Genomic DNA, 24,712 nt, shown 5'->3' with positions numbered 1-24,712 from the left:
TGATTTAGCGCGTTAACCGACATTCGTGTTAAACCGATTGTACGTTTGGGTTGGGCGGCCATATACGGGGCGACGCGGCTGATCGCGCCTGCCTGAAGGACTTTTCGCTCGGTGACCGCGCCTTTCCGTTTCCCGCGCTTTTTCGTCACCAGCCCTGCGCCGTGCCCGTATCTGCCGGATCGGCAGGAGCGCAAGGTGTTCACCGAACTGACCGGTCCGCATGCGAACGAACTTAACGATGCGCTGGGGCGGATCGGCTTTCGTCGCAGCCAGGGGGTGGCGTATCGGCCGTCGTGCGCGGGGTGCATCGCCTGCGTTTCGGTCCGCGTGGTGACCGACGAGTTCGTGCCCAACGCGACGCAGCGAAAGTTGCTGAAGCGGCTTGGCGATATCGAGGTGACGGCATGCAAGGCGTGGGCGACCGACGAGCAGTTCCAGTTGCTGCGCCGTTACCTCGGGACGCGGCATCCGGGCGGCGGCATGGCGGGGATGGACGAGGACGATTACGCCGACATGATCGAGCATTCGCCGGTCAATTCGGTGATCGTCGAGTATCGCGAGCCTAGCGTCGGCGGCGTGCCGGGAGCACTGATCGGCGCCTGCCTGACCGATCGGCAGGCGGACGGGCTGTCGATGGTCTACAGCTTCTTCGCGGCTGACGACGCGGCGCGCCCGGGGTTCGGTAATTTCATCATCATGGACCACATCCTGCGCGCGCGCGATGCCGGGCTGCCGTACGTGTATCTAGGGTATTGGGTGAAGGGGTCGCCGCGGATGGAGTACAAGACGCGGTATCGACCGTTGGAAGTGCTGGGGCCGGCGGGGTGGCGGCGGTTGGAGGATGCTGATGTGGTGACGAAGGCTGCGCGGGTTGCGGCGTTGGTTTGAAGTTGGGGTACTAAATTAGTCCACTCCCGCGTCCCAAGACCACCACCCCGGCGAAGGCCGGGGTCCAATTGGGAAACACCGCTAATTGAGTGCAGCGCTCCATCACGACCACCTTGCCAATTGGGCCCCGGCCTTCGCCGGGGTGGTACACTCGAGAACCCCTGCCCCTTGTTCTCCCGCGAAGGCGGGAGCCCGGTCTGGATCCCCGCCTTCGCGGTGAAACAAATCTTAGTCCTCGCGCTGCACCACGACGTCGACGTCGAGTTCCTCGCCACCCTCGCCCAGTCGCGAGCCGGCCACCGGCGCCGCGCCCGCCGCATCGAGCGCCATCGCGACCCGGACGTAATGCTCCTCGGGCGACATCCCCGTGCACGGGTCGAACCCGACCCAGCCGAGTCCGTCAACGAACGCCTCCGCCCAGCCGTGCGGCGTCGGCAGATGCACGACCTCGTGATCGTTGTGATGATAGCCCGAAACATACCGCGCCGGCGCCCCGAGCGACCGTGCGGCGACGGCGAACATCTGCGCCATGTCCCGCGGCGTAGCGCTGTCCATGCGAAACGCCGCGGCGGCGGTCCGACCGGGTTCGGGACGCCCGGCATCAAACGCAAACCGCTTATGGAACGCCCGGTTCAAACGATGCAGCGCGCCAATCCGGTCGCGGGCGCCCTCGGCGGCATTGGCGGCGAACTTGGCGATGGCCGTATCGAGGACGGTCGCCTCGGTGGACCGCAGGAACAGCGCGGGCGGGAGCGTTTCGTGGACGCCATGCAGGACGCCGTCCGAATGGCTGGTCAGCACCTCGCCCTTGACGGTGATCTCGATCCCGTCGACCGGCCCTTCGGCATACAGCATCGTCACCGCGTTGCCGAAGCCATCGCGCCCAGGCCGCAGCCGCGCGTCGCAGTCCACGTCGATCCGCCACGACGCGACCGTCTGGTCATGCGTGTTCTCGGGTGTCAGCCGGAGCATCTGCACCAGCCGGCCCTGCGGCTGTGCGAAGCGGTAGATCGTGTGATGGTCGATCGAGAGGCGCATTAGAGGAACTTGAACTGACGGCCGATCGCGCCGTGCAGCAACGCGTTCTCGGCGATGAACGCCTGAAGATACTGGTGCAACCCGGAGGCGATGACCTCGCCCGATCGCGTCTTCGCCATTCGCGACGCACGCATCCGAGCCATCCGGTCGGCCTCGCCGTGGTTCCCGGTCCGCTTGGCGAGCAGGTTGAGCACGTCGACCGTCTCCTCGACCGAGGCAGCGAGACTGCGCGGCAGTTCGGACCGGGCAAGGAGCAGGTCGATGACGTCGGCGGGACGAAGCCCGTCATTGTAGAGCCAGCGATAGGCCGTGACGGCGGACACGGTCTGGAGGATCGTCGTCCACTGATCGCGATCGATCGCGCCGCCGAGCCGCTCGCCCTCGGGCAGCAGGATGTGGTATTTGACGTCGAGCAGACGCGCGGTATTGTCCGCGCGCTCGACCGCCTGGCCGAGCCGGATGAACCAGGTCGTCTGGTTGCGGAGCATGCGATGGACGGCACCCTCGAACCCACGGGTCTCGTTCTTGACCGCCTCGACGAGGTTGAGTTGCGAGGTCGTGCTGCCCGGCGTGGCGCGGTTTTCGAACAGCAGCCATGCCCGGTTGATCGCGGTCCACGCCTCGCGGGTCAGCGCGGTGCGGACCGCCTTAGCGTTGTTGCGCGCCATGTCGAGACAGCGGACGATCGATCCCGGATGGCTCGAATCGAGCGTCAGGAACCGCACGACGTCGCGTTGCCCAATCTCCACCCCGGTCGCGGCGAAGGCCTCGTCGGTCTCGGTGACGGCCAAAGCGGATGCCCAGGCGGCGTCGCCCGAGGGTTGCGACGAGAGCACGTCGAGGCGGACGGTGGCTTCGACGAGCCGGGCGATGAAGTCGGCCCGCTCGAAATAGCGGCCGAGCCAGTAGAGCGAGGATGCGGTGCGCGAGAGCATCAGACGGTCCCGCCAGAGGTCTGTGCACCGAGCGTCTGCGTCATGCCGCTCATCGTCTGCGTCATCCCGCCGGCGTTCATCCGCTGCGACTGGTCGGCCATGAGCACGAAGCTGTCCTTGGTACCGCCGCCCTGGCTGGAATTGACCACCAGCGATCCTTCCTTGAGCGCGACGCGGGTGAGGCCACCGGGGACGACCTGCACGCCCTTCGCGCCGCTCAGCACGAAGGGGCGGAAATCGACATGGCGTGGACTGAGGCCGCCTTGCGCCATCGTCGGGACGGTCGACAGGGCGAGCGTCGGTTGGGCGATGTAGCGATGGGGTTCCGCAATGAGCGCGGCGCGGAAATCTTCGATCTCTTTTTTCGAGGCGGTAGGGCCGACGAGCATGCCGTAGCCGCCCGATCCGTCGACCAGCTTGACGACGACGTCTTCGAGGTTGTCGAGGACGAACTTCAACGCCTGGGGTTCGCGGCAGCGCCAGGTCTCGACGTTGCGCAGCTTGCACTCGCCACCCGAGTAGAACTTCACGATGTCGGGCATGTAGCTGTAGATCGCCTTATCGTCGGCGATGCCGTTGCCCGGCGCGTTCATGATCGCGACGTTGCCGGCGGCATAGGCTGCGATCAGACCGGGCACGCCCAGCGCAGAATCGGGACGGAACACCAGCGGGTCGAGATAATCGTCATCGATCCGGCGATAGATCACGTCGACCTTCACGCGCCCCGCGATCGTCCGCATCCAGACGATGTCGTCGTCGACCACCAGATCGGCGGCCTCGACGAGTTCGATCCCCATCGAGTCCGCGAGGAAGCTGTGCTCGTAATAGGCGGAGTTGTAGTGGCCGGGGGTCAGCAGCACGCACGTCGGGTTCGAGCCCGTACCGTGCGGCGCGACCGACTTCATCGTTTCGAGCAGCAGGTCGGGATAGCTGTCGACCGCAGCGACGCGGAATTCGCGGAAGAGTTCGGGGCAGAGCCGGAGCATCGCCTCACGGTTCTCAAGCATGTAGCTGACACCCGACGGCGTTCGCGCGTTATCCTCAAGGACGAAGAAGTCGTCAGGGCCTGTGCGGACGAGATCAATCCCACAGATATGCGCCCATACACCGTGCGGTGGGCGAATGCCGGCGATCTCGGGACGGAACTGTGCGTTGCCGAGCACGAGGTCTTCGGGAAGGATACCCTCCTTCAGGATGCGTCGTTCGCCGTAGATGTCGTCGAGGAATGCGTTGATCGCCTCGACGCGCTGGACCAGCCCTTCGGACAGCCGGGTCCACTCGTCATGCAGGAACACGCGCGGGACGATGTCGAACGGGATGATCCGCTCGGCGGCCTCGTTTTCGCCGTAGACCGCGAAGGTGATGCCAAGTTGCCGGAACGTCGTCTCGGCGGCTTCCTGCCGGCGTCGCAGCTCGGCGTCGGGCGTGTCCTCGATCCACTTGCCGAGGGCTGCCAGTTCGGGCCGGGCGGTCGTGTCGCCCGGTGTCCCCATGATCTCGTCGAACGCTTGTTTCCCCATCGAAACGGTCAATCCCCCATCAAGCGTTGCGGTTCCATGCTGCAACGCATCGCTGCGCTGCACAAGGGTCGAATGTGTATTTGCTCCCCTCCCTGGAAGGGGCGGGAATCCCCTAGGCTCCTAGGCCTTCCAGTAAGCCCGGCGTCAGGACCTGCGGCAATACGGTGGGCTCAGCGGCGCCCGGCGCGTAGTATAGATACAGCGGCACTCCGGCGCGGTTGTGGGCTTGGATGAAGCGGCCCATTACCGGGTCGCCGTCGGTCCAGTCGCCGATCAAGGCCGCGACCTTGTGCTTGGCGAAGGCGTCGCGGACGCCGGTGGTATCGATCGCCGCCTTCTCGTTGACCTTGCACGTCAGGCACCAGTCGGCGGTGAAGTAGACGAACACCGGACGCTTCTCGACGCGCAGCGAGGCGAGCTTGGCCTCGGTGAACGCCTCGTCGCCCGCGGTCGCGGTCTTGGCGGCGACCGGCGGTGCGCGTGAGATCAATACCGCGCTGCCAACGAACAAGACGAGCAGCAGAACTTGTGCGACCACGCCGAACGACTTGCCCTTGCGCTGACGCGAGCCGCCGATCCACAGCACCGTGCCGACAGCCAGCACCGCGACCAGCGCGAGCGTCAGCGTATCCACGCCGGTCTGTCGCCCGAGCACCCAGCCGAGCGCGATAGCGGTGAGGAACATCGGCACCGACAGGATGTGGCGGAACGTCTCCATCCAGACGCCAGGCTTCGGCAGCCACCGTCGCCATGATGGGATGAACCCGATCGCGAGGAACGGCAGCGACAAGCCGATCCCGAGCCCGCCGAACACGGCGAGCGCCGCCGGCCACGGCAACACCAGCGCCGCGCCGAGTGCTGCGCCCATGAACGGTCCTGTGCACGGTGTCGCGATGAACGCGGCAAGTGCGCCCGTCGCGAACGCGCCGCTCGCGCCGCTCTCGCCTGCGAAGCGCGGCGTCGGGACTTCGAACAGGCCGGCCAAGTTGAACGCGATCGCGGTGCTCAGCAGCAGCAACGCGACGATCGCGCCGGGATGCTGCAACTGGAACGCCCAGCCGACCGCGGACCCGCCGGCGCGCAACGCGAGGATCGCGCCGCCGAGGCCGAGGCAGACCAGAACGACGCCTGCGGTATAGGCCAAGGCCTCGCCCCGCGCGTCCTTCTCGCTCGCGCCGCCGCGCGCGAGGCTGAGTGCCTTGAGGCTAAGGATCGGGAACACGCAGGGCATGATGTTGAGGATCAGCCCGCCGAGCACCGCGCCGGCGAATGCGATCAGCGCGGTCAGCCAGAGGCTTTCGCCGCCGGTGCTGGTCGCGTCGCCGCCGGCTGCTTCAGACACCACGCCGGGCGTTGCCTTGACGCCGAGCCCCTGCCCGTCGCCGATCCGGAGCACGCCCTCGATCGGTCCAACAGCCTTGGCGTTCGCCGCGACTTTGGTGCTGATCGTCAGCCGGTCGCCGTCGCGCGTGACCGTCTGCGCCGCGCCATTCTCGATCGCGCCGGTGGTGACAGGGAAGAAATACGCCTTGTCGATCTTTGCGCCCGCCGGGAACGGCACCGCGATCCGCATCGTCCCGTTGCTCGCCGCGTACGTCGCGCCGGCATCGAGCGGCTTAGGGATCGCCTGACGCCAGCCCGCGAACGCGGCGGGCTGCGATGGCGCGCCATCACCGATCGTAAGGTCGAGCGAGAGCGCCTTCTCTTCGGGTACGCAGATCGTCGCCGAGCAGACGAGATAGCTCGTCTTCAGGCGGATCGGGAATTTCGACCCCGCCGCCAGCCCCGCCGGAACCTGGATCGTCACGAGCGGCGCGTACGGCGCCTCGTAGACATAGTTCATCAGGCCCGCGATCAGCAGCGTGGTCGGCACCGGCCATTCGGGCTCGCCTGCCTTCGCGCCCGTCGGCAAGGTCCAGTCGAAGGTCGCCGGAAAGCCCGCATCGCCCGGGTTGCGCCAATAGCCATGCCAGCCGGTCTCGGGCGTCGTTGCCAGCGCTATCGTCAGCGGCGCGCCGGCTTTCGGGTGATCGCTCTCGGCGACCAGCTTCATCATCAGATGCTGACTTGAGCCGTTCAGCGATTCCGCAAGCGCGGGCGCACTCGCCAGCCCGCAGACGGCCAGCAAGACCGTCATGAGGACGCAACGTAATCCGCGCATGGCCATCCTTGTTTCGTTCATCGCGCAAAGCCATAGCGGTGACCTTGTCGTATTGCACTTCAAAGCGACGGCCGCGCTCGATGGTCGTCGCTGGCTAAAGGACTGTTCGTGAAAGCACTTATCGCCGCGCTCCTGCTGACTTCGGCCGCTTCGGTCTCTGCCCAGACGGCGGCGCCCCCCGCGGCGACCCCGACGACTCCGCCGAAACTGATCGTCGCGATCTCGGTCGACCAGTTCGCCGCCGACCTGTTTCAGCAATATCGCAACCATTATACCGGCGGCTTCACCCGACTGCTCAACGGCGCGGTGTTTCCGAGCGGGTATCAGAGCCATGCCGCGACCGAGACGTGCCCGGGCCACTCGACGATCCTGACGGGCATGCGGCCCGCGCATACCGGGATCATCGCCAACAACTGGATAGATCAGCGCGCCGGGCGGCCGGACAAGGTCGTCTACTGCTCGGAGGACGAGCGCGTCACGGGCAGCACGCACGACAGCTATACCGTGTCCGACATGCACCTGAAGGTACCGACACTCGGCGAAATGATGAAGGCGCGCGATCCGCGGACGCGCTCGGTCTCGGTCGCGGGGAAGGATCGCGCGGCGGTGATGATGGGTGGCCACAAGGTCGACGAGCTCTGGTGGTGGGACGGCAAGACGTACGTTTCGTACGCGGGGCGCGCGGTGCCGCCAGCAGTGCAGCGGACGCGCGACGCGGTCGCCGCGCTCATCGCCAAGCCGCAGGCGGCGCTCCCCCTGCCCGGCTATTGCGCAGGTGTGAACCATCCGATCGTGATCGCGGGCAAGACGTACGGCCAGGGGCGCTTCGAGCGCGAGGCCGGCGACGCGAAGGGCTTCCGCGTGTCGCCGGCATCGGACGCAGCGGTGTTCGCGATGGCGGCCGCGCTGGTGCAGGACATGAAGCTCGGCAAAGGGCCGCAGACCGACATCATCGATATCGGCGCATCGGCGACCGATTATGTCGGTCATACCTATGGCACGCAGGGCACGGAAATGTGCATCCAGATGGCCGAGCTCGACAAGACGCTGGGCGATTTCTTCGCGGTGATGGATGAGACCGGCGTCGATTACGAGGTCGTGCTGACCGCGGATCACGGCGCGCATGACGCGACCGAGCGCCAGCAGCAGCGTGCGATGCCTATGGAGGCGCACATGGACGAGAACGTGCTCGCCAAGCAGGTCGGCACTGCGATCGCCAAGGACATGGGGCTGCCGGGGAGCGTGCTGCTGGGGACGGAAGGCGACGTGTATATCGACGACACGCTGCCGGCGAAGACGCAGGCGAAGGTGCTTGCCGAGGCGCTGCGCCGGTATCGGGCGATGCCGCAGATAGCGGGTGCCTACTCGGCAGCGGAGATCATGGCGACGCCGATGGCGAAGTCTCCGCCCGAGACCTGGACGCTGATCGAGCGGGCGCGGGCATCGTTCTATCCCGAGCGCTCGGGGCAGATGGTGGTGCTGCTCAAGCCACGCGTGACGACGATCGTGTCGCCGGCGGGGGGGTATGTGGAGACTCACGGGTCGCCTTGGGATTACGACCGCCGCGTGCCGATCCTGTTCTGGCGCAAGGGGATGACGGGGTTCGAGCAGCCGCTTTCGGTCGAGACGGTGGATATCGTGCCGACCTTGGCGGCGACGATCGGGTTGCCGGTCAGTGGGTTGGATGGGCGGTGCCTGGATCTCGATCCGAGTGCTGCGACCACCTGCGGCAACTGAGCGCCGCGCCTCTCTCAAAAGCATGTTCTCCCGCGAAGGCGGGAGTCCAGCCTGGGCTCCCGCCTTCGCGGGAGAACATACTAGATGGGTATGGCGCCCCCTCTTGCCCGTCATCCTGCCGCCTCACCCGTCATCCTGACGAAAGTCAGGATCCAAGGTAACGGGGCGCGGTCCTGTGCGGCTCTGGATCCTGACTTTCGTCAGGATGACGGAGACGGGGTGGCGAGGGTACGATCGCTCACCGCGTCTCGAATGCCCGCAACCCTGCGCCTAGCCGGTTTGCCCCCAGCGCTAGCTTGTCGTGGCTGTAGTCCGCGAGGAACGCCGGGCTCGTACCATCCCCCGGCGACAGTCGCGCGTCGTTCGCCTCGACCCGCAACCCTGTCGATCGGTACGTCTGCGCCTCCGCCGCGACTACGATCAATCCGGTGTGGTTCTCCTTGTTCCGCCCCTGCACGAAGGTGTTGCGCGCGATCAGGCCGGTCGCGCCTTCGGGGAGGTCGATCATGTAGTTGGTCTTCTTCCCAGCGGTATCGTCGAAGCTGTTGTCGGTGATCGACAAATTAGGCACGCGGAGCTTGACGTAGTGCCCGCCCGTACCGCGCTCGAACCGAGAATTGGTGATCGTCACGCTGCCCTTGTTGGCGAGGTAGATCGCGTGCGAACAGCCCGGCGACTCGTCGCACTGGCCGAGCCCGGCGAAGGTGGAATGGTCGATCAGGATCTTCTGACCGGTCGGCTCGCCGCCGAGGATGCCCTCCTGGCTGTCGAGGAACATCGCGTTGGTGACGGACAGGTCGCCCATCTCGGTGCGGATGCCCGCCCCATTGCCGTCAGATACGCGGTAGCCGCGGAAGACGAGGCCGTCGACGACCGAGCCCTGCCCGCGCAGCACCAGCGCGGCCTTGTCCTCGCAGGCGACCTTCTCGAAGATCGCGGTGCCGGGCTTGACCGCCTTGAAGGTGATGTGGCCACCGGCCTGCACCGCGCATTGCCGGTAGGTGCCCGGCGCGATCAGGATCGTCGCGGTGCCCAGCCGGATCGACGAGACCGCCTCCTGCAACGTCGCGAACCCCTGCCCGTTCACCGTGAACGGCGCCGAGCTTTGCGCGAACGCGGGGGCGGCGAACAGCGCGACGGCGAGCAACGATCGTTTCATCCGAAATCCTCTTCGTTCCGCGGCGGTTGCCCGCCGACAATATGGGTTGCGTGATCGCACGGAACGTCGCGCTTCGACCAGTCCGTCCGCCGCGCTTCGACGGCGCCTGTCCCGTTATGAAGCATTGGAAAGAATGAACCGGGATGGGTCGATTACGGCGTCCGCATATTGCCGAGCCCGCGTCGGCCGCATAATACCGCTACCGTAACAAAGCCGGCGGGGGAAACCGACCGGCGCGGGAGATCCACATGCACGCCATGACGCCGACGGAGGTCTTCCTCCTCGCGATACTCATCATCTTCACCGTGCCGTATCTGGTGTGGCGGCTCGGGCGGACCGACTATTGGGCGCCGCTGGTGGTGGTGCAGATCTTCGGCGGCATCCTGCTGGGGCCGGGCGTGCTCGGCGCGGCGTATCCCGACTATTACGCGACGGTCTTCACACCCGCGACGTTGGGCTCGCTGAACGGCATCGCGTGGTGGGCGGTGATGATGTTCGTGTGGGTCGCCGGCATCGAACTCGACCTCGGCGAGGCCTGGAAACGGCGCGGCGAAACCGGCGTGACGGCGGGGTTAGCGCTTGCGGTGCCGCTGATCACCGGCAGCATCGCAGCGGTACTGATGTTGCGCTACCCAGGCTGGCGCGGGCCGGACGGCGCGACGTGGCAGGTCGTGCTCGGCATCGGCATGGCCTGCGCGGTCACCGCCCTCCCCATCCTCGTGCTGTTCCTCGAAAAGCTCGACGTGCTGCGCGAGCCGATCGGGCAGCGGATCCTGCGTTATGCGAGCCTCGACGACATCGCGATCTGGGGCGTGCTCGCGCTGATCCTGCTCGATTGGGAGCGCGTCGGTCGGCAAGGTGGCTTCCTGCTCGGGTTCGCCGTGGCGACGCTGATCGTGCGCAAGTTGATGGCGCGTATCGAGGAGAGCGACCGCTGGTATGTCAGCCTGATCTGGCTCGCAGGTTGCGGGTTCGCGGCGGACTGGGCGGGGCTGCACTTCATGGTCGGCGCGTTCCTGTCGGGCGCGGTGCTCGATTCGAAATGGTTCACGACCGCGAAGATGGACCAGTTCCGCCATTTCGTGCTGCTCGCGGTGATGCCGGTGTTCTTCTTGTCGACCGGGTTGAAGACGCAGTGGGCGGTCGGCGGTTATGCGGTGTTCGGGGCGGCGGCGCTGCTGCTGGTCGCGTCGGTCGGGGGGAAGCTGGCGGGCGTTCATGCGGCGGGACGGATCCTGAAGTGGCGGCCGGGCGAGGCGTCGGCGATCGGCTGGCTACTCCAGACCAAGGCGCTCATCATGATCATCTTCGTCAACATCCTGCTGGATAAAAAGATCATTACGAATGAGACGTTCACGGCACTGTTGCTGATGGCGCTGGCAAGCACGATGCTGACGGTGCCGATCGTTGCGCCGAAGCTGAAGAAGCTGGCGGGACTGGTCGGGAAGAGCGGGTGACGAAGCACCTACGATCCTCCCCCGCAAGGGGGAGGTGGCGCCGAAGGTGACGGAGGGGGAGGCACGCGAAACCTCTGCTCCGTGTCCTCCCCCTCCGTCTGGCAAGAGCCAGCCACCTCCCCCTTGCGGGGGAGGATTACTTTAACCGCCCGCGTTAAGCAGGTCGTGGCGTTTTAGGGCGTGACGGAGTTGGTCGTAGCTCAGGCCTAGGGCTTCGGCGGTGGCGCGTTGGTTGAAGCGGTGTTCCGATAGGGCTCGCGAGAGGAGGTCGCGTTCGAAGCGGGATACGCGGGACTTGAAGTCCGAGGGGCCTTCTTCGCACGCGACTACTGGGTCTTCGCCTTCGTCCGGTTCGGCGGCACGCGGGGCCACAACCATAGGTTTAGGCGCAGTCGACGCGCCGGGGCGGTGTGGCGACTGGAACGGATCGATCTCGATCGCGTCGATCGGCCCCGTCTGTTCCCAGCGATACACCGCGCGCTCGACGACGTTGCGGAGTTCGCGGACGTTGCCGGGCCAGCGATAGGCGATCAGCGCGTCCATCGCTGCGGGGCCGAACCCCTCCCAGCGTTCGCGCCCCAGCTCGGACGCCATGCGTCGGCCGAAATGTTCCGCAAGTACCACCACGTCGCCGGTCCGCGCGCGCAGAGGCGGCAACGTCACCACCTCGAACGACAGGCGGTCGAGAAGATCGGCGCGGAACTCGTGGCGGTCGACCTTGTCGGGGAGATGCTCGTTGGTCGCGGCGACGATCCGCACGTCGACGCGCATCGGTCGCGACGAGCCGATCCGGGTGATCTCACCATATTCGACTGCGCGGAGCAGTCGGTCCTGCGCCGCAATCGACAGCGTACCGAGTTCGTCGAGGAACAGCGTGCCGCCATCGGCCTCCTCGAACCGCCCTACCCGCGCCTTGGTCGCGCCAGTGAACGCGCCCGCCTCATGCCCGAACAACTCCGCCTCGATCAGGGTCTCGGGCAGCGCCGCGCAGTTCATTATGACCAAAGGCTGATCCCATCGCGGCGACAGACGATGCAGACGCTCGGCTACCAGTTCCTTGCCCGTCCCGCGCTCGCCGATCACCAGCACGGGGCGATCAAGCGCGGCCGCCCGCGACGCGCGTTCGAGTGCCGCCATGAACGTGCCGGATTCGCCGATGACCTGGGTTGTTCTCTCCATGGCGAAGATGTGGCGCGAATTCCCAACTCTTGGCAAGCTTGCGGTGCCCGCCCGACGGTCGAAATCGCGCAAAGCCCTGCAAATCCGCCGTTTTCGAAACTGGCACGACACATGCAATGCTTCAGGCAACCCGCCGAATAGCGGAACCAACCATCCTTAAAGGGGACCCACCATGTTCAACACCAACATCGCCCGCACCGTAGTCGCCGCTCTCTGCACCATCGTCGCCAGCGCAACTTGCGTCATCGGCGCCGTGGGACCCGCGACCGCAACCAACATGACGCCTATCGCGGCAACCACCGCAATCGTGGCATAAGACTCCCGACGGACTCGCTGAGAGCCTCGGGCCGACCCCTAGAGTAGGATTTACATGGGCATCTTTTCCCGCACCCGCGACATCGTCGCCGCCAACTTCGCCGATCTCATCGAGAAGGCCGAAGATCCGTCGAAGATGATCCGCATGATCATCCTGGAGATGGAGGAAACGCTGGTCGAGGTTCGCGCCTCCGCCGCGCGCACCATCGCCGACCAGAAGGAGATGCGCCGCCATATCTCGAAGCTGGAGCAGCTCCAGGACAACTGGACCGAGAAGGCTGAGCTGGCGCTGAGCAAGGACCGCGAGGACCTCGCCAAGGCCGCCCTGGTGGAGCGCCAGAAGGCGTTCGACATGGCCGAGCAGTTGAAGGCCGAGGTCGGCGTGCTCGACGACGCACTTCGGGCGTCCGAAGAGGACATCGCCAAGCTCCAGACCAAGCTCCGCGAGGCGCGCACCAAGCAGAATGCGGTGCAGACCCGGCTGGAGAGCGCGAACAACCGGACGCGACTTCGGGAAATGTACAACGGCCCGAAGACGCACGAGGCGTTCAGCCGCTTCGACATTCTCGACCGCCGCGTCGACGAGGCCGAGGGCCGCGCGGATGCGATGGGGCTCGGGGTCGTCAAGTCGCTCGAAGAGGAAATCGCCGAACTGCGCAGCGACGACAAGGTCAACGCCCAGCTCGCCGCGCTCAAGGCGCGCATGAAGAAGGACGATTGAGATGGATGACCTAATGCCCGTTCTCGTCTGCGCCGTGCTCTTCATCGGGCTGCCGTGGGTGATCCTGCACTACATCACCAAGTGGAAGCAGGCGCCGCGGATCACGGAGGAGGACGAACGCCTGCTCGACGAAATGCAGGCCTTGGCCCGCCGCCTCGAAGACCGCGTAATGACCGTCGAACGGATCATCGCCGCCGACAATCCCGACTGGAAGCCGGGTCTCGGTACCACGCAATCGCCGTATCTGTCGGACCTTCAGTCCGACCGCACTTCTGATCGGAGGAACTGAGATGTCCGGCAGCCGCACACAGTTTTACCTCGATAAGCAGAACGCCAAGTGGAAGGGCGTCTGCGCCGGGATCGCCGACTATACCGGCGTCGACGCGCTCTTCGTCCGGGTCGGGATGGTCGTCCTGACGCTTGCCGGGGGCTTTCCCTGGACGCTGCTGGCCTATTGGATGGTCGCCTGGATGGGCCACGCCAAGCCGATCGGCCTGTACGAGACGCCCGACGACGCGAAGTTCTGGCAGGGCGTCCGCTCGAACCCGAAGCGCTCGACCGCCGAGGTCCGCAGCAAGTTCCGCGACATCGACCGCCGCCTCGCCGACATCGAGACGCACTATACCAGCCGCAACAGCACCAGCCTCGCGGCAGAGATCGACAGCCTGCGCTGAGACGCGGCGTCAACAGGGAGACAGACTATGGCTTGGGGTGGACCAGGTTTCATTATCGCCATCATCGCGATCACGACCGTCGGCTGGATCGTCAACAACTGGATCCGTACGAAACACGGCTATCCGCCGAGCGACGACTGGGGCAACTCGATGAACTGGGGCGGCGGGCTTAAGCAGGACCCGGCTGGCGAACGAAAAGTCGAACTGCTCAGCAGCGAGAATGAGCGCCTCACCGGTCAGGTTTCCCGCCTCGAAGAGCGGATCGCAGTCCTCGAACGCATCGCTACCGATCCCGCCGAGCGCACCGCTCGCGAGATCGACGCCCTCCGCGACCGCTGAAGGACACAACCATGCTCAGCCCCTTGCTCATCCCGATCCTCGGCATCTGCTGCGGACTGCTCGCGATCTTCGGCGGTGTCTTCGTCAGGCCCTGGTTCGCCTACCGGCACCGCCGCATGGAACTCGACGCGCAGATGATCGCCGAGAAGTCCGCACAATACGCGGCGCACACCGACCGCCTCGAACAGCGCGTCCGGGTGCTCGAACGGATCGTCACCGACCGTGGGATTGAGCTCTCGAACGAGATCGACCTGCTCCGCGATACCGGTCCCGCGACCGAACGCCTGGCCAACTAGACCGACCCGTTAGGAGACAAGATCATGAATGGTGGACAGGTGATGGTCGTGATGATCGTCCTGATCGTGATGATTACCGGCATCTTCAAATCGCGCCACAAGAACGGCCGACATGCCGAGGGCACGTCATTGATGAACGATCCCGAGGCGGTGCGGCTTCGCGACGAGGTGCAGCAGATGAAGGAGCGGATCCAGGTGCTGGAGCGCGTGATCACGGACAACCACAAGAGCGTCGATCTCGACCGAGAGATCGAACGGCTCCGCGACCGCTAGGAGGCGGACATGATCGAACCGAACGTCTATATCACCTTGGCGCTGGCGAGCCTTGCAGGGTTGGCAATGATCGTCGCGGGCGGATTGGCCGGATGGCGCGGATGGCTCTCGCTGCGGCGGATGGAGCTGGATAACATGCAGGACGGCCGCATGCCGGTCGCGGTGTCGACCGGATCGCGGATCGAGATTGCGGACTTGAAGGAGCGGATCAAGAAGCTCGAGGCGATCGCTGCCGGGGTGGATCTCTAGGGCCACCGACCGGGAGACTTGTTCCCCCGCGAAGGCGGGGGTCCAGACTGGGCCCCCGCCTTCGCGGGGGAACATGATGTTGAAGCGTTACCTTCGAACCGCTACCCGACAGGAATGGCCACTCTCACCGACATTCGCGAGGAATACGACTTTCTCGAACCCGACGATCGCTACCGTCTGCTGATCGACCTCGGCAAAGAGCTGGAACCGATGCCGGATGCGCTGAAGACCGATGCGACGTTGGTACGCGGGTGTTCGGCGTCGGTTTGGGTGTATCCGACCACGACCGATGATGGTCGCCTGCACTTCCTCGCGGATTCGAATGCGGCGATCACCAAGGGGATTATCGCCCTAGTTCTGCTGACGGTGCAGGACCAGGCTCCCGGCCAGATCATCGCGACGGACATCAAAGCGGAACTGGCGCCGTTCGATCTGAGCAAGCAGCTGAGTTCGAACCGGACGCAGGGGATCCCGAACATGATCGCGCTGATTCGGGAGACGGCGGAGCGATACGCCTAAAACCGTGCCCTCACCCTTCCCACGGCCAAGTGGCCGCGGGCCCCTTCCCTCTCCCCTTAGGGGAGAGGGAGAGACGCCGGAGGCGGCGAGGGTGAGGGCACGCTAGCGGGTTCGTTGAGCGTAGCGACGACCTCTTCGGCATCAGCACCAGCCGGGACCAACATCCACCGGTCCGGCCGGGCGCCATCGACCATCACCACCGCGTTCTTCGGGCACACGCCAAGACACTTCACCTCGACCACGCCTCGGTCAGCCTTGCGGCCCTTCTTAACGCCGAGCGTCTGACGCAACAGCTTCACGAGAGGCGTCCGGCCCTTTTCGCCAAACCCGCCATTCAGCTTCTTCGAGCATTTGCCGCAGACCAGAACGCTTCCCTGCCAGCGACTGGCGAGGACGCGGATCACTCCGGTTTCCAGGTCCGCTGATCTTCGGCCACCTTCAGGACCTCGTACGCCGCCTGAACGCCTTGGAACCGCTTCGCCGCGTCCTTGTCGTTCGGGCGCACATCCGGATGATTCGCCTTCGCCATCCGCCGCCACGCCGCGCGGACGTCCTCGAACGTCGCGTCGGGCTCGAGGTCCAGTACCTCCAGCGCGCGCATCTCGTCGCGCGAGCGGCTGCCGTCACCCGAGCCAGCCCACGCATAATGCTTGGGATCGGTGTAGCCGTCCGCGGTGCGCGTCTCCGCCGCTTCGCGCTCGGCCGCTTCCTCCGCGCTCAAGCCTTCGAAATAATTCCAGCCACGATTATATTCGCCCGCGTGGTTCATGCAGAAATACCAGCGATCGGGGCTGTTGGGCGATTTCGGTGCCGGACAATTGCCGGGCTCGTCGCAGCCATGCCGATCGCACAGCCGGACGGTCACCGCCTCGGTGCTCGCGCCATATTCGCGCCAGCGCGGGAAACCCCAGTCGGAAGATCGTGTCGTGCTTCGAGCCATAGCGGTCCGAGATAGGCGTCCCCACGGACAACGCAACCGCACGCAGCGATCGCGACGTAAACTTGCCCGATCCGACAATCTTCCGCGTCGCAACATTCCAACTTGAGTCAGACACCGTTCATCGATTACTGAACATGAACTATTTGTCATGTGGCATGGATAGATGCGTCCGGTGCGGACGTATTCCCGGCCGACACCTTAAGGACAGGAGCCCTGGTGCCGACTCTCATTCCAAAGCTTACCACATGGCGCGCGGATCTTCCCGCCTCCATCGTCGTCGCGCTCGTCGCGCTGCCCCTCTGTCTCGGCGTCGCGCTCGCGTCCGGTGCGCCGCTGTTCGCTGGCATTATCTCGGGCATCGTCGGCGGTATCGCGGTCGGCCTGTTCTCGAAATCGCCGCTGTCGGTGAGCGGCCCCGCCGCCGGCCTGACCGTGATCGTGCTGACCGCGATCGAGAGCATGCCAAGCTACCAGATGTTCCTGATGGCAGTCGTGCTCGCGGGCGTTCTCCAAATCTGCTTCTCGCTGACCCGCGCCGGCATCCTCAGCGAGTTCGTGCCGTCGTCGGTCATCACCGGCATGCTCGCGGCAATAGGCCTGATCCTGATCCTCAAGCAGATCCCCCACGCCGTAGGGTTCGACCGCGAGGCGGAGGGCATCTTCGAATTCACCACCGCGAACGGCATCAACACGTTCTCGCGGATCTTCGACAGCCTCAGTGCAGCCGTGACCCCCGGCGCAATCCTGATCGCGTCAGTCAGCCTGGCCTTCCTGTTCTGGTGGGATGGCGCCAAGCCGAAGGACGGGCCGCTGCGCTTCGTCCCCGGGCCGCTCGTGGTCGTGTTGATCGGCATCTTCGGCAACATGCTGCTTGGTGCCGTGAAGCCCGATTGGCAGCTCCAGGCGACGCATCTCGTCCAGGTGCCGATCACCCAGACGCTGTCGCAATTCCCGTCGCTGTTCACCTTCCCCGACTTCTCCGGGATCACGATGGGCATCGTCTGGAGCAGCGCGGTCACGCTCGCGATCGTCGCCAGCCTCGAATCTCTGCTGAGCGTCAAGGCGGTCGACGAGATCGATCCGCGCCGTCGTTCGACCGACAAGAACTGGGAGCTGATGGCGCAGGGCGGCGGCAACATCCTGTCCGGCCTGATCGGCGGCCTGCCCGTAACCTCGGTGATCGTGCGTTCGTCCGCCAACGTCGATGCCAAGGCCGAGAGCAAGCTGTCGACGATCCTGCACGGCTTCTGGCTGCTGGTCAGCGTCGCGTTGATCCCCGCGGTGCTGAACCTTATCCCGCTGTCGGCACTCGCCGCGGTGTTGATCGCGACCGGCTACAAGCTGACCAAGCCGAAGCTGTATACCGAGCGCTTCAAGCAGGGCTGGACGCAGTTCATTCCGTTCGTCGTCACGGTGGCTGCGATCCTGTTCACCGACTTGCTCGAAGGCATCGTCATCGGCCTTGCGGTCGGCTTCGTGTTCGTCGTCGCGCGCAACTTCCGCACCGCGATCACCTTTGCCTGCGACGACGAGGACTGCCTCGTCCGCGCGCGACGCAACCTGTACTTCATCCATAAATACGAGTTGCAGAAGTCGCTCGCCAAGGTGCCCGACAATGCGAACCTGCTGATCGACCTGTCGTCGACCAGCTATGTCGATCTCGACAACGTCGACATCATCAACGCGTTCATCAAGGGCGCGCAGTATCGCGGCATCACCGTGCTTATCCGCGGCGATCTCGCGATGCGCACGGTCAAGCTGATCAACGCCCCCCAGACCGAGGTCCGTTTCGCATGAGGCAGTACAAGCAACTCCTGCTCGCCAACAAGGCGTGGGCGGCCGAGATCATCGAGGAGAGCGCCGACTTCTTCCAGCGTCAGCTGGTCGGCCAGAACCCGGAGTTCCTGTGGATCGGCTGTTCGGACAGCCGCGTCGGTCCGGAGCAGATGACGATGACGCCACCCGGCAACATGTTCATCCACCGCAACATCGCCAACCTCGTCAACGACGACGACATGAACCTGATGTCGGTGCTGCAATATGCGATCGACGTGCTCGGCGTGCGGCACATCATCATCTGCGGGCATTATGCATGCGGCGGGATCCGCGCGACGCTCGATGGCGGCACCACCGGGCCGGTCGACGACTGGCTCTCGACAGCGCGCTGCGTGTTGCACGACCATGCCGACGAAATCGACGCGCAGCCAGACCGCGAGCAGAAGGTCAACCGGCTGGTCGAGGTCAACGTCCGCGACCAGCTCATCCGGCTCGCGCGCACCAAGACGATCCAGGGGGCGTTCGCGCGGGGCCAGGAAGTGCTGCTTCACGGCTGGGTCTACGATATCCGCGACGGGCTGATCAAACCGATGATGGAGATCGATTCGACCACCGTGCTCGAAGAGGTCGGTCGGCCGGACAAGGTGTTGGTGTAGAAAGCCCCCCTTCCCACCATCGCCGTGGGAAGGGGCTGTCTTCGCTTACGAGCCGCGCCGCGCCGAATCTGGCAGCAGGAACTTGATACGAGTCGTCGTGGCGCCGCAACCGAGCCCCCCGTCGGGACGATACGTCTTAGCGTATTTGGCCTTGGTGAAGAACTTGGTCCCCGCCTCCGAGAAGATGAACGGGGGATAGCTCAGCAGTGCGCGCTGGTTGATGACGTTGCCGTCCGCGCCGATGTCGAACTGAACCTGGGTCCAGCCTTCAAAGCCCCAACGCATCGCTTCCATCGGGAACGCTTCCGATCCCGGCTGGGATACCATCTTCGGTGGCGCATCCATGATCGCGCACTGGTTCGCGGTCAGACCACTCGACGCGAATGTCGCCCGCGCCGCGTCAATCTCGCCGTTGCGCTCCTCGATCGATGCGATGCGGATCAGCGCGCCGACGCGCAGCGGATCGTTCGGCTTCAACGCCTTGTCGTCCGCCACTTGTCGAAGGGTCACGATCGCGGTGTCGTTCTTCTCCGACTTCCTCGTTCGTGCGACGGCGCCATCGACCATCATCAGCCTGATCGCCGCTCGCGCCTGGGGATCGTTTGCGTAAACGGGTTCTGACACCATCGGCGTCAGCGTCCGTTCGAATACCCCCGGCCGCCAGATGTCGGTCACCGCATCGACGCGTCCTGGCAGGTCGAACGTCAGCCGCGCACTAGGCGGTGCATCGTTGGCGACCGCGATCGACAGCGCCCGCGCAGCCAAGGCCGCACGCTCTTCCCGCGCTACCGTAGGATTGTTCGTCAGGCGATAGATCGCGGCGAGCGTACGCAAACCATTAGGCGATTGGGCGGTCGCCGATGCGAGTTCGGCGCGCTGTCCGGCGAGTGCTGCCGCCTGCGAGCCGGTCGGTGCAGGAGCGACCGTGACGCCCTTGCTGGAAAGCCACTGTTCCAGGACGTCGTCTAGTCCGTCGTCGATCGACGGCCGCTCGAACGCGGTCGAACAGCGCATCTCGACCCGCACGTGGTAGCGATAAAAGGCCGGGATCGCCTGGACCTTTTCGGCAGGCCACGACCAACCCTTGACCGCCCGCGCGAACTCGAGCGCGACCTGGCCGCCACCCGCGGCATAGATCGGCGCCGCCTGGTCGATCGTACCGTCGGACGCGATGTTGAACTCGACCACCGCGACGTCCTGCGGCTTGAGCCCGGCATCGCCGCCACAATCCGGCGAGCGCATCTCCGCGGCAGGATCGAACGATCCCTTCACCATGCGTCCCGCACCGGTATAGGCCATGTACCGCCGTGCTTCGTCCGCGTTGCCGCTCAGCAGGTACGCGATCGCGGCATCGGACCGCGCCGATGCGTCCATGATATCGACCTTGTCGGTTTCGAGGCCGCCGAGAAGCCGGATCGCCTGCAACGCGCTGGCGCGGGCGCCGGCGATGTCCCCGGTGTTGAGCTTCAGGAGCGTCCGCTCACGCGCGAACCGCGCGGCGACGCTCTTCTCGAGCTTCACGGTGCCGATCAACGCGTCGCTGCGTGCCAACGTCACCGCCGCGGCGGTGGGATCGATGAAGATCTGCACGGTCACCAGCGACAGCATCGCGCCGAGCTTGTCGGCGGTGCTGATCGCGCTCGCCTCCGCCTGCTGGAGCGCGGTCACGGCGCCCGCGTAATCGAGCGTGTCGGTCGCGACTTGGCCGAGGATGAGGAAGGCGCGCGTCCGGTCTTCTGCAAGACTGGCATCGTCGGCCGGCAGCAAGGCGAGCCCTGCCCGTGCAGCCTTAACCGATTCGTCGGCGCGGTTCAGGGCGAACAGCGTGGGCGCCTTGCGGACCAGCACGATCCCGCGACTGCGTGATCCGGGCTTGGTTCGCGCTTCCAGTTTCTCCCAGGCCGCCAGCGACGCTGCGCGATCGGCCTTCGCATCCAGCGCTGTCGCTGCGTCGAAGTCCTGTTGAATTGTCGTCGTCGACGGCGGCGTCTGGGCGCCAACGGGGACTAGCCCACCCGCCATCGCCAACATACCGGCGCTCAACAGCGCGATCGTCTTGATACGCATTACATTCCCCACGTCGCAGCCCAGCGTTATATCTGCGCAGTCTGCAATGGTTCGGGGAAGGATGCCAGAGGGTCTGTAAGCCGGGTTCTGTCCATTTCCGATCCTTCGATGCGGAAGTTAGGCGACCATTCCTCTAGGACGACGGTTGCCCGCCGCCTCAAGCAATCAACCCGGGTGACGAGCTGAAACGAAGCCCATGTGCCACCCCTATTCGATCTTGCTCCCGGTGGGGTTTGCCGTGCCGCCCCTGTTACCAGGCGCGCGGTGCGCTCTTACCGCACCCTTTCACTCTGACCGCCCCGGCTTGCGCCGAGGGTTGGCCGTCTGCTCTCTGTGGCACTTTCCCTGAGGTCACCCTCGCCGGGCGTTACCCGGCACCGTCGTTTCGCGGAGCCCGGACTTTCCTCGCGTGTCCGAAAACACCCGCGGCCGCCCGACCCTCTGGCGAGGCGAGCCCTAGCGCGGGCGCGGGCGATGCACCACCGTTTTTAGTAGGAGCACTCTTACAGGCGAAACGCTCTCCACTCCCTGGAAGGGAGGGGTCGGGGGTGAGTAGGTTTCCGCATCATGGAACGGTTACGACAAAAGCTGGCCGACCCACCCCCGACCCCTCCCTTCCAGGGAGGGGAGACCGTAGCGTTCGTCAGTCGTCGCCCATTGGTTTCGGCAACAGCAACGCCAGCAAGATGCACCGGCACTCCGCATCGACCTCACCGTCGACCAACTCGGGACGGAAGCGCCGCTGGAACGCCATCGTCGCCGCCATCCGATTCTCGACATCATAGCCGAAGCGTTCGAGCGCGAGGCAGAAGCCGCCTTCGGTCCAGCCGGGATCCATCAAGTTCTTGGTGGGACGCGGCAGCGCCAGCCGGCGCCGTGCCAGTTCGTGCCATGGGAACAGCTCGCCTGGATCGCGTTTGCGCACCGGCGCGATGTCCGAATGGCCGACGATGTTGCCGCGCGTGATCTCGTGGCGATCCTTGATCTCGGCGACCAGCGCCACGACCGAGGCGATCTGCTCGGGCGGGAATGGGCGATAGCCGAAATCGTGGCCGGGATTGACGATCTCGATGCCAACGCTCGCCGAGTTGACGTCGTCGACGTCGCGCCAGTGCGATTTGCCCGCGTGCCAGGCGCGCTTATCCTCCGCGACCATCCGCAGGACGGTGCCGTCCTCCTCGACCAGGTAATGCGACGACACCTTCGCCTCGGGATCGCGCAACCGGGCGATCGCCGACGCGCCGTCCTTCATGCCGGTATAGTGCAGCACGATCATCGTGATGGGCAGCGAACGATCGTCGAAATTGGGTGACGGGGTCTCGATGAACTTCAAGCCAGCTTCCCTTTTAGCCGTCGGGCCAGCACCGACGGCGCAGTCTCGATCGCGGCGATCGTGACGCTGCATTGTGACGCCAGCGCTCGACCGCATCAATAGCCTACGCGCGTAAGTAACCGCTTCGTGAGGGGCGCGCGAACGGGGCTGCATGTGATTCGGCGCGTCCCTCTTGCCGTCCGCCCGCATCCGGGCGAAAGCCGCTCGCGAAAAGGGAGTTGCCATGTCCGTGATGTCCGACCGCTGGATCCGCGAGCGCGCGCTGGGCGATGCGATGATCGAACCGTTCCACGAAGCGCAGCGCCGCGACGGGTGCATCTCGTACGGGCTGTCGTCTTATGGCTATGACGCGCGCGTTGCCGACGAGTTCAAGATATTCACCAACGTCGACAGCGCGATCGTCGACCCGAAGGATTTCGCCGCGAACAGCTTCGTCGATCGCAAGACCGACGTCTGCATCATCCCGCCGAACAGCTTCGCGCTCGCACGCACCGTCGAATATTTTCGCGTGCCGCGCGACGTGCTGGTAATCTGCCTGGGTAAGTCGACCTATGCGCGGTGCGGGATCATCGTCAACGTGACGCCGCTGGAGCCGGAATGGGAGGGGCATGTGACGCTGGAATTCTCCAACACTACGCCGCTGCCGGCCAAGATCTATGCGAACGAGGGCGCGTGCCAGTTTCTGTTCCTCAAGGGGAACGAGCCTTGCGAAGTGAGTTATGCGGACCGGGCGGGGAAATATATGGGGCAGCGCGGGGTGACGCTGCCGCGGCTTTAGGGCTTGGGCTTGGGCTTGGGCTTGGGCTTGGGCTTGGGCTTGGGCTTGGGCTTGGGCTTGGGCTTGGGCTTGGGCTTGGGCTTGGGCTTGGGCTTGGGCGAGACCACGGCAGACGGTTGCTCAGCGTCAAAGCTGATCTAATTGCTCCGTGTCGCCGAACTGCGCGATTCCGCGACGCTCCCCGCAACTTGGCAGCCACTTGTCGGCAGTGGGTAAACGGCAGGCTCTTCTAGCCAACCTCCCCGGTGAAGGCCGGGGTCCAGGTAGTGAGATCTCGGTGACGAAGCTCACCGCTCAGTTGGCAGCGGCTCCCAACTGGGCCCCGGCCTACGCCGGGGTAGTGAGATGCTTGTCTTGGTTGACGGGGTTTCCGGCTGCTAACGACCGTAAGGTCGCAAGCGGACAGAGCACAACACGTCGTCGGATTGCCGCCTAATCGCAGTACCTTCCAACCGCCGTCATGGAGCTCAGATCGAACGGTGACGTACCTTACGGCTGATAGCTGTTCGCCGCTGTGCACATACGTTCAACCGCTTCCTCAGCTTGTTTCCCCGCGAAGGCGGGGACCCAGTCTGGGCTCCCGCCTTCGCGGGGAAACAAGGTAGTACGCGACCTTCTTGGACGGCGCGAGCCAGTCGTCAGCGAGTCGCAATCTGCTGCGAATGGCGCGCCAAGGCACGGCTGGCCAGATCGTGCGATGACGCCACTGCGCCCGATGGCAGGTCCATCGCGACCGCGGGACGGTCCAGCACCGCCGCATACAGCGCGCGTGCCTCCGACTCGCGGCCGGTACGATGATAGACCGATGCCAGGTTGAGCATAAGTTCGGGACGCTGCGGGAAGATTTTCCGCTCGGCGACGATGCGCTGTTCTGCCGTCGACAGGTCGCCTGCCGCGATCGCGACATAGCCAGTGCGATCCGTCGACGCGGACTGGTCCGCCAACGCCGGCGTGGCTGCACCCAGGGTTGCTAGAACGAACAGGACGGTCTTGCGCATCATCCATCTCCACTGACCTTCGCGTATCGGAAGGTTTCATTTTTGTGACAACGGTGTGTCACTTCGATGACTGTCATACAAGCACATTGATCAAGTTCGGTCCCGCGAGCGGATTATCGCCTCTCGATGCACCATGACGCGTTTCGCGGCTCCGGTTCGTCCGCCGTCCAGCGACGACCGCGCAACAAAAAAGGGCGGTCCCGGAGGACCGCCCTTTGGACGTTCGATACTGTATGCAGACGACTTAGAAAGCGTTGCGATACTGCTCGTTGCCGATGAAGCCGAGCTTGGTGATCGCGGACCGCTTGATGACGGCCAGCGTGCGATCGACCACTTCATACTTCGATTCGGGATCGGGCTGGAAGTGGAGTTCGGGCTCTGGCGTCATGCCGGCGGACTGGTCCAGATACTGGCGCAGCGTGACCTCGTCGACCGGCGAACCGTTCCATGCGACCGTACCGGCGGGATCGATCGAGATCTTGTTCTTCTGTGGATCGACCGGATTCTGCGGCTGGTTCTTGCTGTTGACCGGAAGGTCGACCTTCACCGCATGCGTCTGAATGGGGATCGTGATGATGAACATGATGAGGAGAACGAGCAGGACGTCGATCAACGGCGTCATGTTCATTTCCATCATCGGCGCGCCATCTTCTTTGCCGCCGCTCATTGCCATCTTATACTACTCCTAAATACGTCCGAGCGAT

Annotated in this window: 27 protein-coding genes and 1 other RNA gene; 15 read left to right on the top strand and 13 right to left on the bottom strand. The window is 65.0% G+C overall.

Annotated features, from left to right (window positions below; genetic code table 11):
* Window positions 1–111 precede the first annotated feature (111 nt).
* Complete coding sequence (locus C8J42_RS07560) at window positions 112–888, top strand: arginyltransferase (protein WP_133019512.1); 777 nt, start codon at window positions 112–114, stop codon at window positions 886–888.
* 228 nt (window positions 889–1,116) lie between these two features.
* On the opposite strand, the gene C8J42_RS07555 is transcribed toward C8J42_RS07560, so the two are convergent.
* From C8J42_RS07555 to C8J42_RS07540, 4 genes are all read right to left on the bottom strand, one after another.
* Window positions 1,117–1,926, bottom strand: a complete 810-nt coding sequence (locus C8J42_RS07555) for a transglutaminase family protein (protein ID WP_133019511.1) — start codon at window positions 1,924–1,926, stop codon at window positions 1,117–1,119.
* Window positions 1,926–2,861 carry an alpha-E domain-containing protein gene (locus C8J42_RS07550; protein WP_056048449.1) on the bottom strand — a complete coding sequence of 312 codons (936 nt, stop codon included), beginning with the start codon at window positions 2,859–2,861 and terminating at the stop codon, window positions 1,926–1,928. The genes C8J42_RS07555 and C8J42_RS07550 overlap by 1 nt, the downstream gene beginning before the upstream one ends.
* On the bottom strand, window positions 2,861–4,381 hold the full coding sequence (locus C8J42_RS07545; protein ID WP_133019510.1) for a circularly permuted type 2 ATP-grasp protein: 1,521 nt from the start codon (window positions 4,379–4,381) through the stop codon (window positions 2,861–2,863). Before C8J42_RS07545 ends, C8J42_RS07550 begins: the two co-directional genes overlap by 1 nt.
* Before the next feature lie 112 nt (window positions 4,382–4,493).
* A complete protein-coding gene (locus C8J42_RS07540) occupies window positions 4,494–6,542 on the bottom strand; it encodes a protein-disulfide reductase DsbD domain-containing protein (RefSeq protein WP_207897083.1) in 2,049 nt (682 codons plus the stop codon).
* Between the two features lie 108 nt (window positions 6,543–6,650).
* Between C8J42_RS07540 and C8J42_RS07535 the strand changes: the two genes are divergently transcribed.
* Window positions 6,651–8,279 carry an alkaline phosphatase family protein gene (locus tag C8J42_RS07535; RefSeq protein WP_133019508.1) on the top strand — a complete coding sequence of 543 codons (1,629 nt, stop codon included), beginning with the start codon at window positions 6,651–6,653 and terminating at the stop codon, window positions 8,277–8,279.
* Window positions 8,280–8,517: 238 nt separating this feature from the next.
* Here the strand turns inward: C8J42_RS07535 and C8J42_RS07530 are convergent, their stop codons facing one another.
* The gene (locus tag C8J42_RS07530) at window positions 8,518–9,438 is read right to left on the bottom strand and encodes a right-handed parallel beta-helix repeat-containing protein (RefSeq protein ID WP_133019507.1); all 921 of its coding nucleotides are present in this window, start codon (window positions 9,436–9,438) and stop codon (window positions 8,518–8,520) included.
* 248 nt (window positions 9,439–9,686) lie between these two features.
* Here C8J42_RS07530 and C8J42_RS07525 point away from each other — a divergent pair, with 248 nt between their 5' ends.
* Complete coding sequence (locus tag C8J42_RS07525) at window positions 9,687–10,895, top strand: cation:proton antiporter (RefSeq protein ID WP_133019506.1); 1,209 nt, start codon at window positions 9,687–9,689, stop codon at window positions 10,893–10,895.
* Between the two features lie 141 nt (window positions 10,896–11,036).
* Here the strand turns inward: C8J42_RS07525 and pspF are convergent, their stop codons facing one another.
* A complete protein-coding gene (gene pspF, locus C8J42_RS07520) occupies window positions 11,037–12,074 on the bottom strand; it encodes a phage shock protein operon transcriptional activator (protein ID WP_133019505.1) in 1,038 nt (345 codons plus the stop codon).
* Window positions 12,075–12,246: 172 nt separating this feature from the next.
* Here pspF and C8J42_RS20090 point away from each other — a divergent pair, with 172 nt between their 5' ends.
* The 9 genes from C8J42_RS20090 (at window position 12,247) to C8J42_RS07480 (ending at window position 15,460) form a co-directional block, all read left to right on the top strand.
* Window positions 12,247–12,390, top strand: a complete 144-nt coding sequence (locus C8J42_RS20090) for a hypothetical protein (protein WP_165895165.1) — start codon at window positions 12,247–12,249, stop codon at window positions 12,388–12,390.
* A gap of 54 nt (window positions 12,391–12,444) precedes the next feature.
* Window positions 12,445–13,110, top strand: a complete 666-nt coding sequence (gene pspA / locus C8J42_RS07515) for a phage shock protein PspA (protein ID WP_056058229.1) — start codon at window positions 12,445–12,447, stop codon at window positions 13,108–13,110.
* A gap of 1 nt (window position 13,111) precedes the next feature.
* Window positions 13,112–13,399, top strand: a complete 288-nt coding sequence (pspB, locus tag C8J42_RS07510; protein ID WP_120300049.1) for an envelope stress response membrane protein PspB — start codon at window positions 13,112–13,114, stop codon at window positions 13,397–13,399.
* Window position 13,400: 1 nt separating this feature from the next.
* Entirely contained in the window at window positions 13,401–13,784 is a 384-nt protein-coding gene (gene pspC, locus C8J42_RS07505) for an envelope stress response membrane protein PspC (RefSeq protein WP_056058224.1), read from the top strand.
* A 27-nt stretch (window positions 13,785–13,811) separates the two neighbouring features.
* Window positions 13,812–14,123, top strand: a complete 312-nt coding sequence (locus C8J42_RS07500; protein ID WP_133019504.1) for a hypothetical protein — start codon at window positions 13,812–13,814, stop codon at window positions 14,121–14,123.
* Between the two features lie 11 nt (window positions 14,124–14,134).
* A complete protein-coding gene (locus tag C8J42_RS07495) occupies window positions 14,135–14,419 on the top strand; it encodes a hypothetical protein (RefSeq protein WP_056058216.1) in 285 nt (94 codons plus the stop codon).
* A 24-nt stretch (window positions 14,420–14,443) separates the two neighbouring features.
* Window positions 14,444–14,692 (top strand): hypothetical protein, encoded by a 249-nt coding sequence (locus C8J42_RS07490; protein WP_133019503.1) that lies wholly within the window; start codon window positions 14,444–14,446, stop codon window positions 14,690–14,692.
* A 9-nt stretch (window positions 14,693–14,701) separates the two neighbouring features.
* Entirely contained in the window at window positions 14,702–14,941 is a 240-nt protein-coding gene (locus tag C8J42_RS07485) for a hypothetical protein (RefSeq protein WP_056058209.1), read from the top strand.
* Between the two features lie 114 nt (window positions 14,942–15,055).
* Window positions 15,056–15,460, top strand: a complete 405-nt coding sequence (locus tag C8J42_RS07480; protein WP_133019502.1) for a SufE family protein — start codon at window positions 15,056–15,058, stop codon at window positions 15,458–15,460.
* Between the two features lie 56 nt (window positions 15,461–15,516).
* Here the strand turns inward: C8J42_RS07480 and C8J42_RS07475 are convergent, their stop codons facing one another.
* Window positions 15,517–15,864: a (2Fe-2S) ferredoxin domain-containing protein gene (locus tag C8J42_RS07475; RefSeq protein ID WP_133019501.1), complete on the bottom strand. Its 348-nt coding sequence runs from the start codon at window positions 15,862–15,864 to the stop codon at window positions 15,517–15,519.
* Window positions 15,861–16,400 (bottom strand): J domain-containing protein, encoded by a 540-nt coding sequence (locus tag C8J42_RS07470; protein ID WP_133019500.1) that lies wholly within the window; start codon window positions 16,398–16,400, stop codon window positions 15,861–15,863. Before C8J42_RS07470 ends, C8J42_RS07475 begins: the two co-directional genes overlap by 4 nt.
* Window positions 16,401–16,616: 216 nt before the next feature.
* Between C8J42_RS07470 and C8J42_RS07465 the strand changes: the two genes are divergently transcribed.
* Window positions 16,617–18,197 (top strand): SulP family inorganic anion transporter, encoded by a 1,581-nt coding sequence (locus C8J42_RS07465; protein WP_120300045.1) that lies wholly within the window; start codon window positions 16,617–16,619, stop codon window positions 18,195–18,197.
* Complete coding sequence (locus C8J42_RS07460; RefSeq protein ID WP_056058200.1) at window positions 18,194–18,832, top strand: carbonic anhydrase; 639 nt, start codon at window positions 18,194–18,196, stop codon at window positions 18,830–18,832. The genes C8J42_RS07465 and C8J42_RS07460 overlap by 4 nt, the downstream gene beginning before the upstream one ends.
* A gap of 45 nt (window positions 18,833–18,877) precedes the next feature.
* On the opposite strand, the gene C8J42_RS07455 is transcribed toward C8J42_RS07460, so the two are convergent.
* The 3 genes from C8J42_RS07455 to C8J42_RS07445 form a co-directional block, all read right to left on the bottom strand.
* On the bottom strand, window positions 18,878–20,899 hold the full coding sequence (locus C8J42_RS07455) for a hypothetical protein (protein WP_133019499.1): 2,022 nt from the start codon (window positions 20,897–20,899) through the stop codon (window positions 18,878–18,880).
* 60 nt (window positions 20,900–20,959) lie between these two features.
* An RNA gene (gene rnpB, locus C8J42_RS07450) (RNase P RNA component class A) lies at window positions 20,960–21,344 on the bottom strand.
* Window positions 21,345–21,542: 198 nt separating this feature from the next.
* Window positions 21,543–22,232, bottom strand: a complete 690-nt coding sequence (locus C8J42_RS07445; protein WP_243644179.1) for an N-acetylmuramoyl-L-alanine amidase — start codon at window positions 22,230–22,232, stop codon at window positions 21,543–21,545.
* 223 nt (window positions 22,233–22,455) lie between these two features.
* Between C8J42_RS07445 and dcd the strand changes: the two genes are divergently transcribed.
* Window positions 22,456–23,010 carry a dCTP deaminase gene (dcd, locus tag C8J42_RS07440; protein WP_055878967.1) on the top strand — a complete coding sequence of 185 codons (555 nt, stop codon included), beginning with the start codon at window positions 22,456–22,458 and terminating at the stop codon, window positions 23,008–23,010.
* Between the two features lie 638 nt (window positions 23,011–23,648).
* Here the strand turns inward: dcd and C8J42_RS07430 are convergent.
* Window positions 23,649–24,008, bottom strand: a complete 360-nt coding sequence (locus C8J42_RS07430) for a tetratricopeptide repeat protein (RefSeq protein ID WP_056059539.1) — start codon at window positions 24,006–24,008, stop codon at window positions 23,649–23,651.
* 244 nt (window positions 24,009–24,252) lie between these two features.
* Window positions 24,253–24,681, bottom strand: coding sequence for a biopolymer transporter ExbD (locus C8J42_RS07425; RefSeq protein WP_056058196.1), 429 nt, complete (start codon window positions 24,679–24,681; stop codon window positions 24,253–24,255).
* Window positions 24,682–24,712 lie beyond the last annotated feature (31 nt).

Source organism: Sphingomonas sp. PP-CE-1A-559 (assembly GCF_004340965.1).
In the GTDB taxonomy this organism is placed as follows: Bacteria; Pseudomonadota; Alphaproteobacteria; order Sphingomonadales; family Sphingomonadaceae; genus Sphingomonas.
This window is presented reverse-complemented; position numbering and strand designations above follow the sequence as displayed.

Coding starts and splice junctions, on each gene's coding strand:
- C8J42_RS07555 (WP_133019511.1), bottom strand. CDS start 1,926: ATGCGCCTCTCGATCGACCATCACACGATCTACCGCTTCGCACAGCCG.
- C8J42_RS07550 (WP_056048449.1), bottom strand. CDS start 2,861: ATGCTCTCGCGCACCGCATCCTCGCTCTACTGGCTCGGCCGCTATTTC.
- C8J42_RS07545 (WP_133019510.1), bottom strand. CDS start 4,381: ATGGGGAAACAAGCGTTCGACGAGATCATGGGGACACCGGGCGACACG.
- C8J42_RS07540 (WP_207897083.1), bottom strand. CDS start 6,542: ATGCGCGGATTACGTTGCGTCCTCATGACGGTCTTGCTGGCCGTCTGC.
- C8J42_RS07530 (WP_133019507.1), bottom strand. CDS start 9,438: ATGAAACGATCGTTGCTCGCCGTCGCGCTGTTCGCCGCCCCCGCGTTC.
- C8J42_RS07525 (WP_133019506.1), top strand. CDS start 9,687: ATGCACGCCATGACGCCGACGGAGGTCTTCCTCCTCGCGATACTCATC.
- pspF (WP_133019505.1), bottom strand. CDS start 12,074: ATGGAGAGAACAACCCAGGTCATCGGCGAATCCGGCACGTTCATGGCG.
- C8J42_RS20090 (WP_165895165.1), top strand. CDS start 12,247: ATGTTCAACACCAACATCGCCCGCACCGTAGTCGCCGCTCTCTGCACC.
- pspA (WP_056058229.1), top strand. CDS start 12,445: ATGGGCATCTTTTCCCGCACCCGCGACATCGTCGCCGCCAACTTCGCC.
- pspB (WP_120300049.1), top strand. CDS start 13,112: ATGGATGACCTAATGCCCGTTCTCGTCTGCGCCGTGCTCTTCATCGGG.
- pspC (WP_056058224.1), top strand. CDS start 13,401: ATGTCCGGCAGCCGCACACAGTTTTACCTCGATAAGCAGAACGCCAAG.
- C8J42_RS07500 (WP_133019504.1), top strand. CDS start 13,812: ATGGCTTGGGGTGGACCAGGTTTCATTATCGCCATCATCGCGATCACG.
- C8J42_RS07495 (WP_056058216.1), top strand. CDS start 14,135: ATGCTCAGCCCCTTGCTCATCCCGATCCTCGGCATCTGCTGCGGACTG.
- C8J42_RS07490 (WP_133019503.1), top strand. CDS start 14,444: ATGAATGGTGGACAGGTGATGGTCGTGATGATCGTCCTGATCGTGATG.
- C8J42_RS07485 (WP_056058209.1), top strand. CDS start 14,702: ATGATCGAACCGAACGTCTATATCACCTTGGCGCTGGCGAGCCTTGCA.
- C8J42_RS07480 (WP_133019502.1), top strand. CDS start 15,056: ATGGCCACTCTCACCGACATTCGCGAGGAATACGACTTTCTCGAACCC.
- C8J42_RS07470 (WP_133019500.1), bottom strand. CDS start 16,400: ATGGCTCGAAGCACGACACGATCTTCCGACTGGGGTTTCCCGCGCTGG.
- C8J42_RS07460 (WP_056058200.1), top strand. CDS start 18,194: ATGAGGCAGTACAAGCAACTCCTGCTCGCCAACAAGGCGTGGGCGGCC.
- C8J42_RS07455 (WP_133019499.1), bottom strand. CDS start 20,899: ATGCGTATCAAGACGATCGCGCTGTTGAGCGCCGGTATGTTGGCGATG.
- dcd (WP_055878967.1), top strand. CDS start 22,456: ATGTCCGTGATGTCCGACCGCTGGATCCGCGAGCGCGCGCTGGGCGAT.
- C8J42_RS07430 (WP_056059539.1), bottom strand. CDS start 24,008: ATGCGCAAGACCGTCCTGTTCGTTCTAGCAACCCTGGGTGCAGCCACG.
- C8J42_RS07425 (WP_056058196.1), bottom strand. CDS start 24,681: ATGGCAATGAGCGGCGGCAAAGAAGATGGCGCGCCGATGATGGAAATG.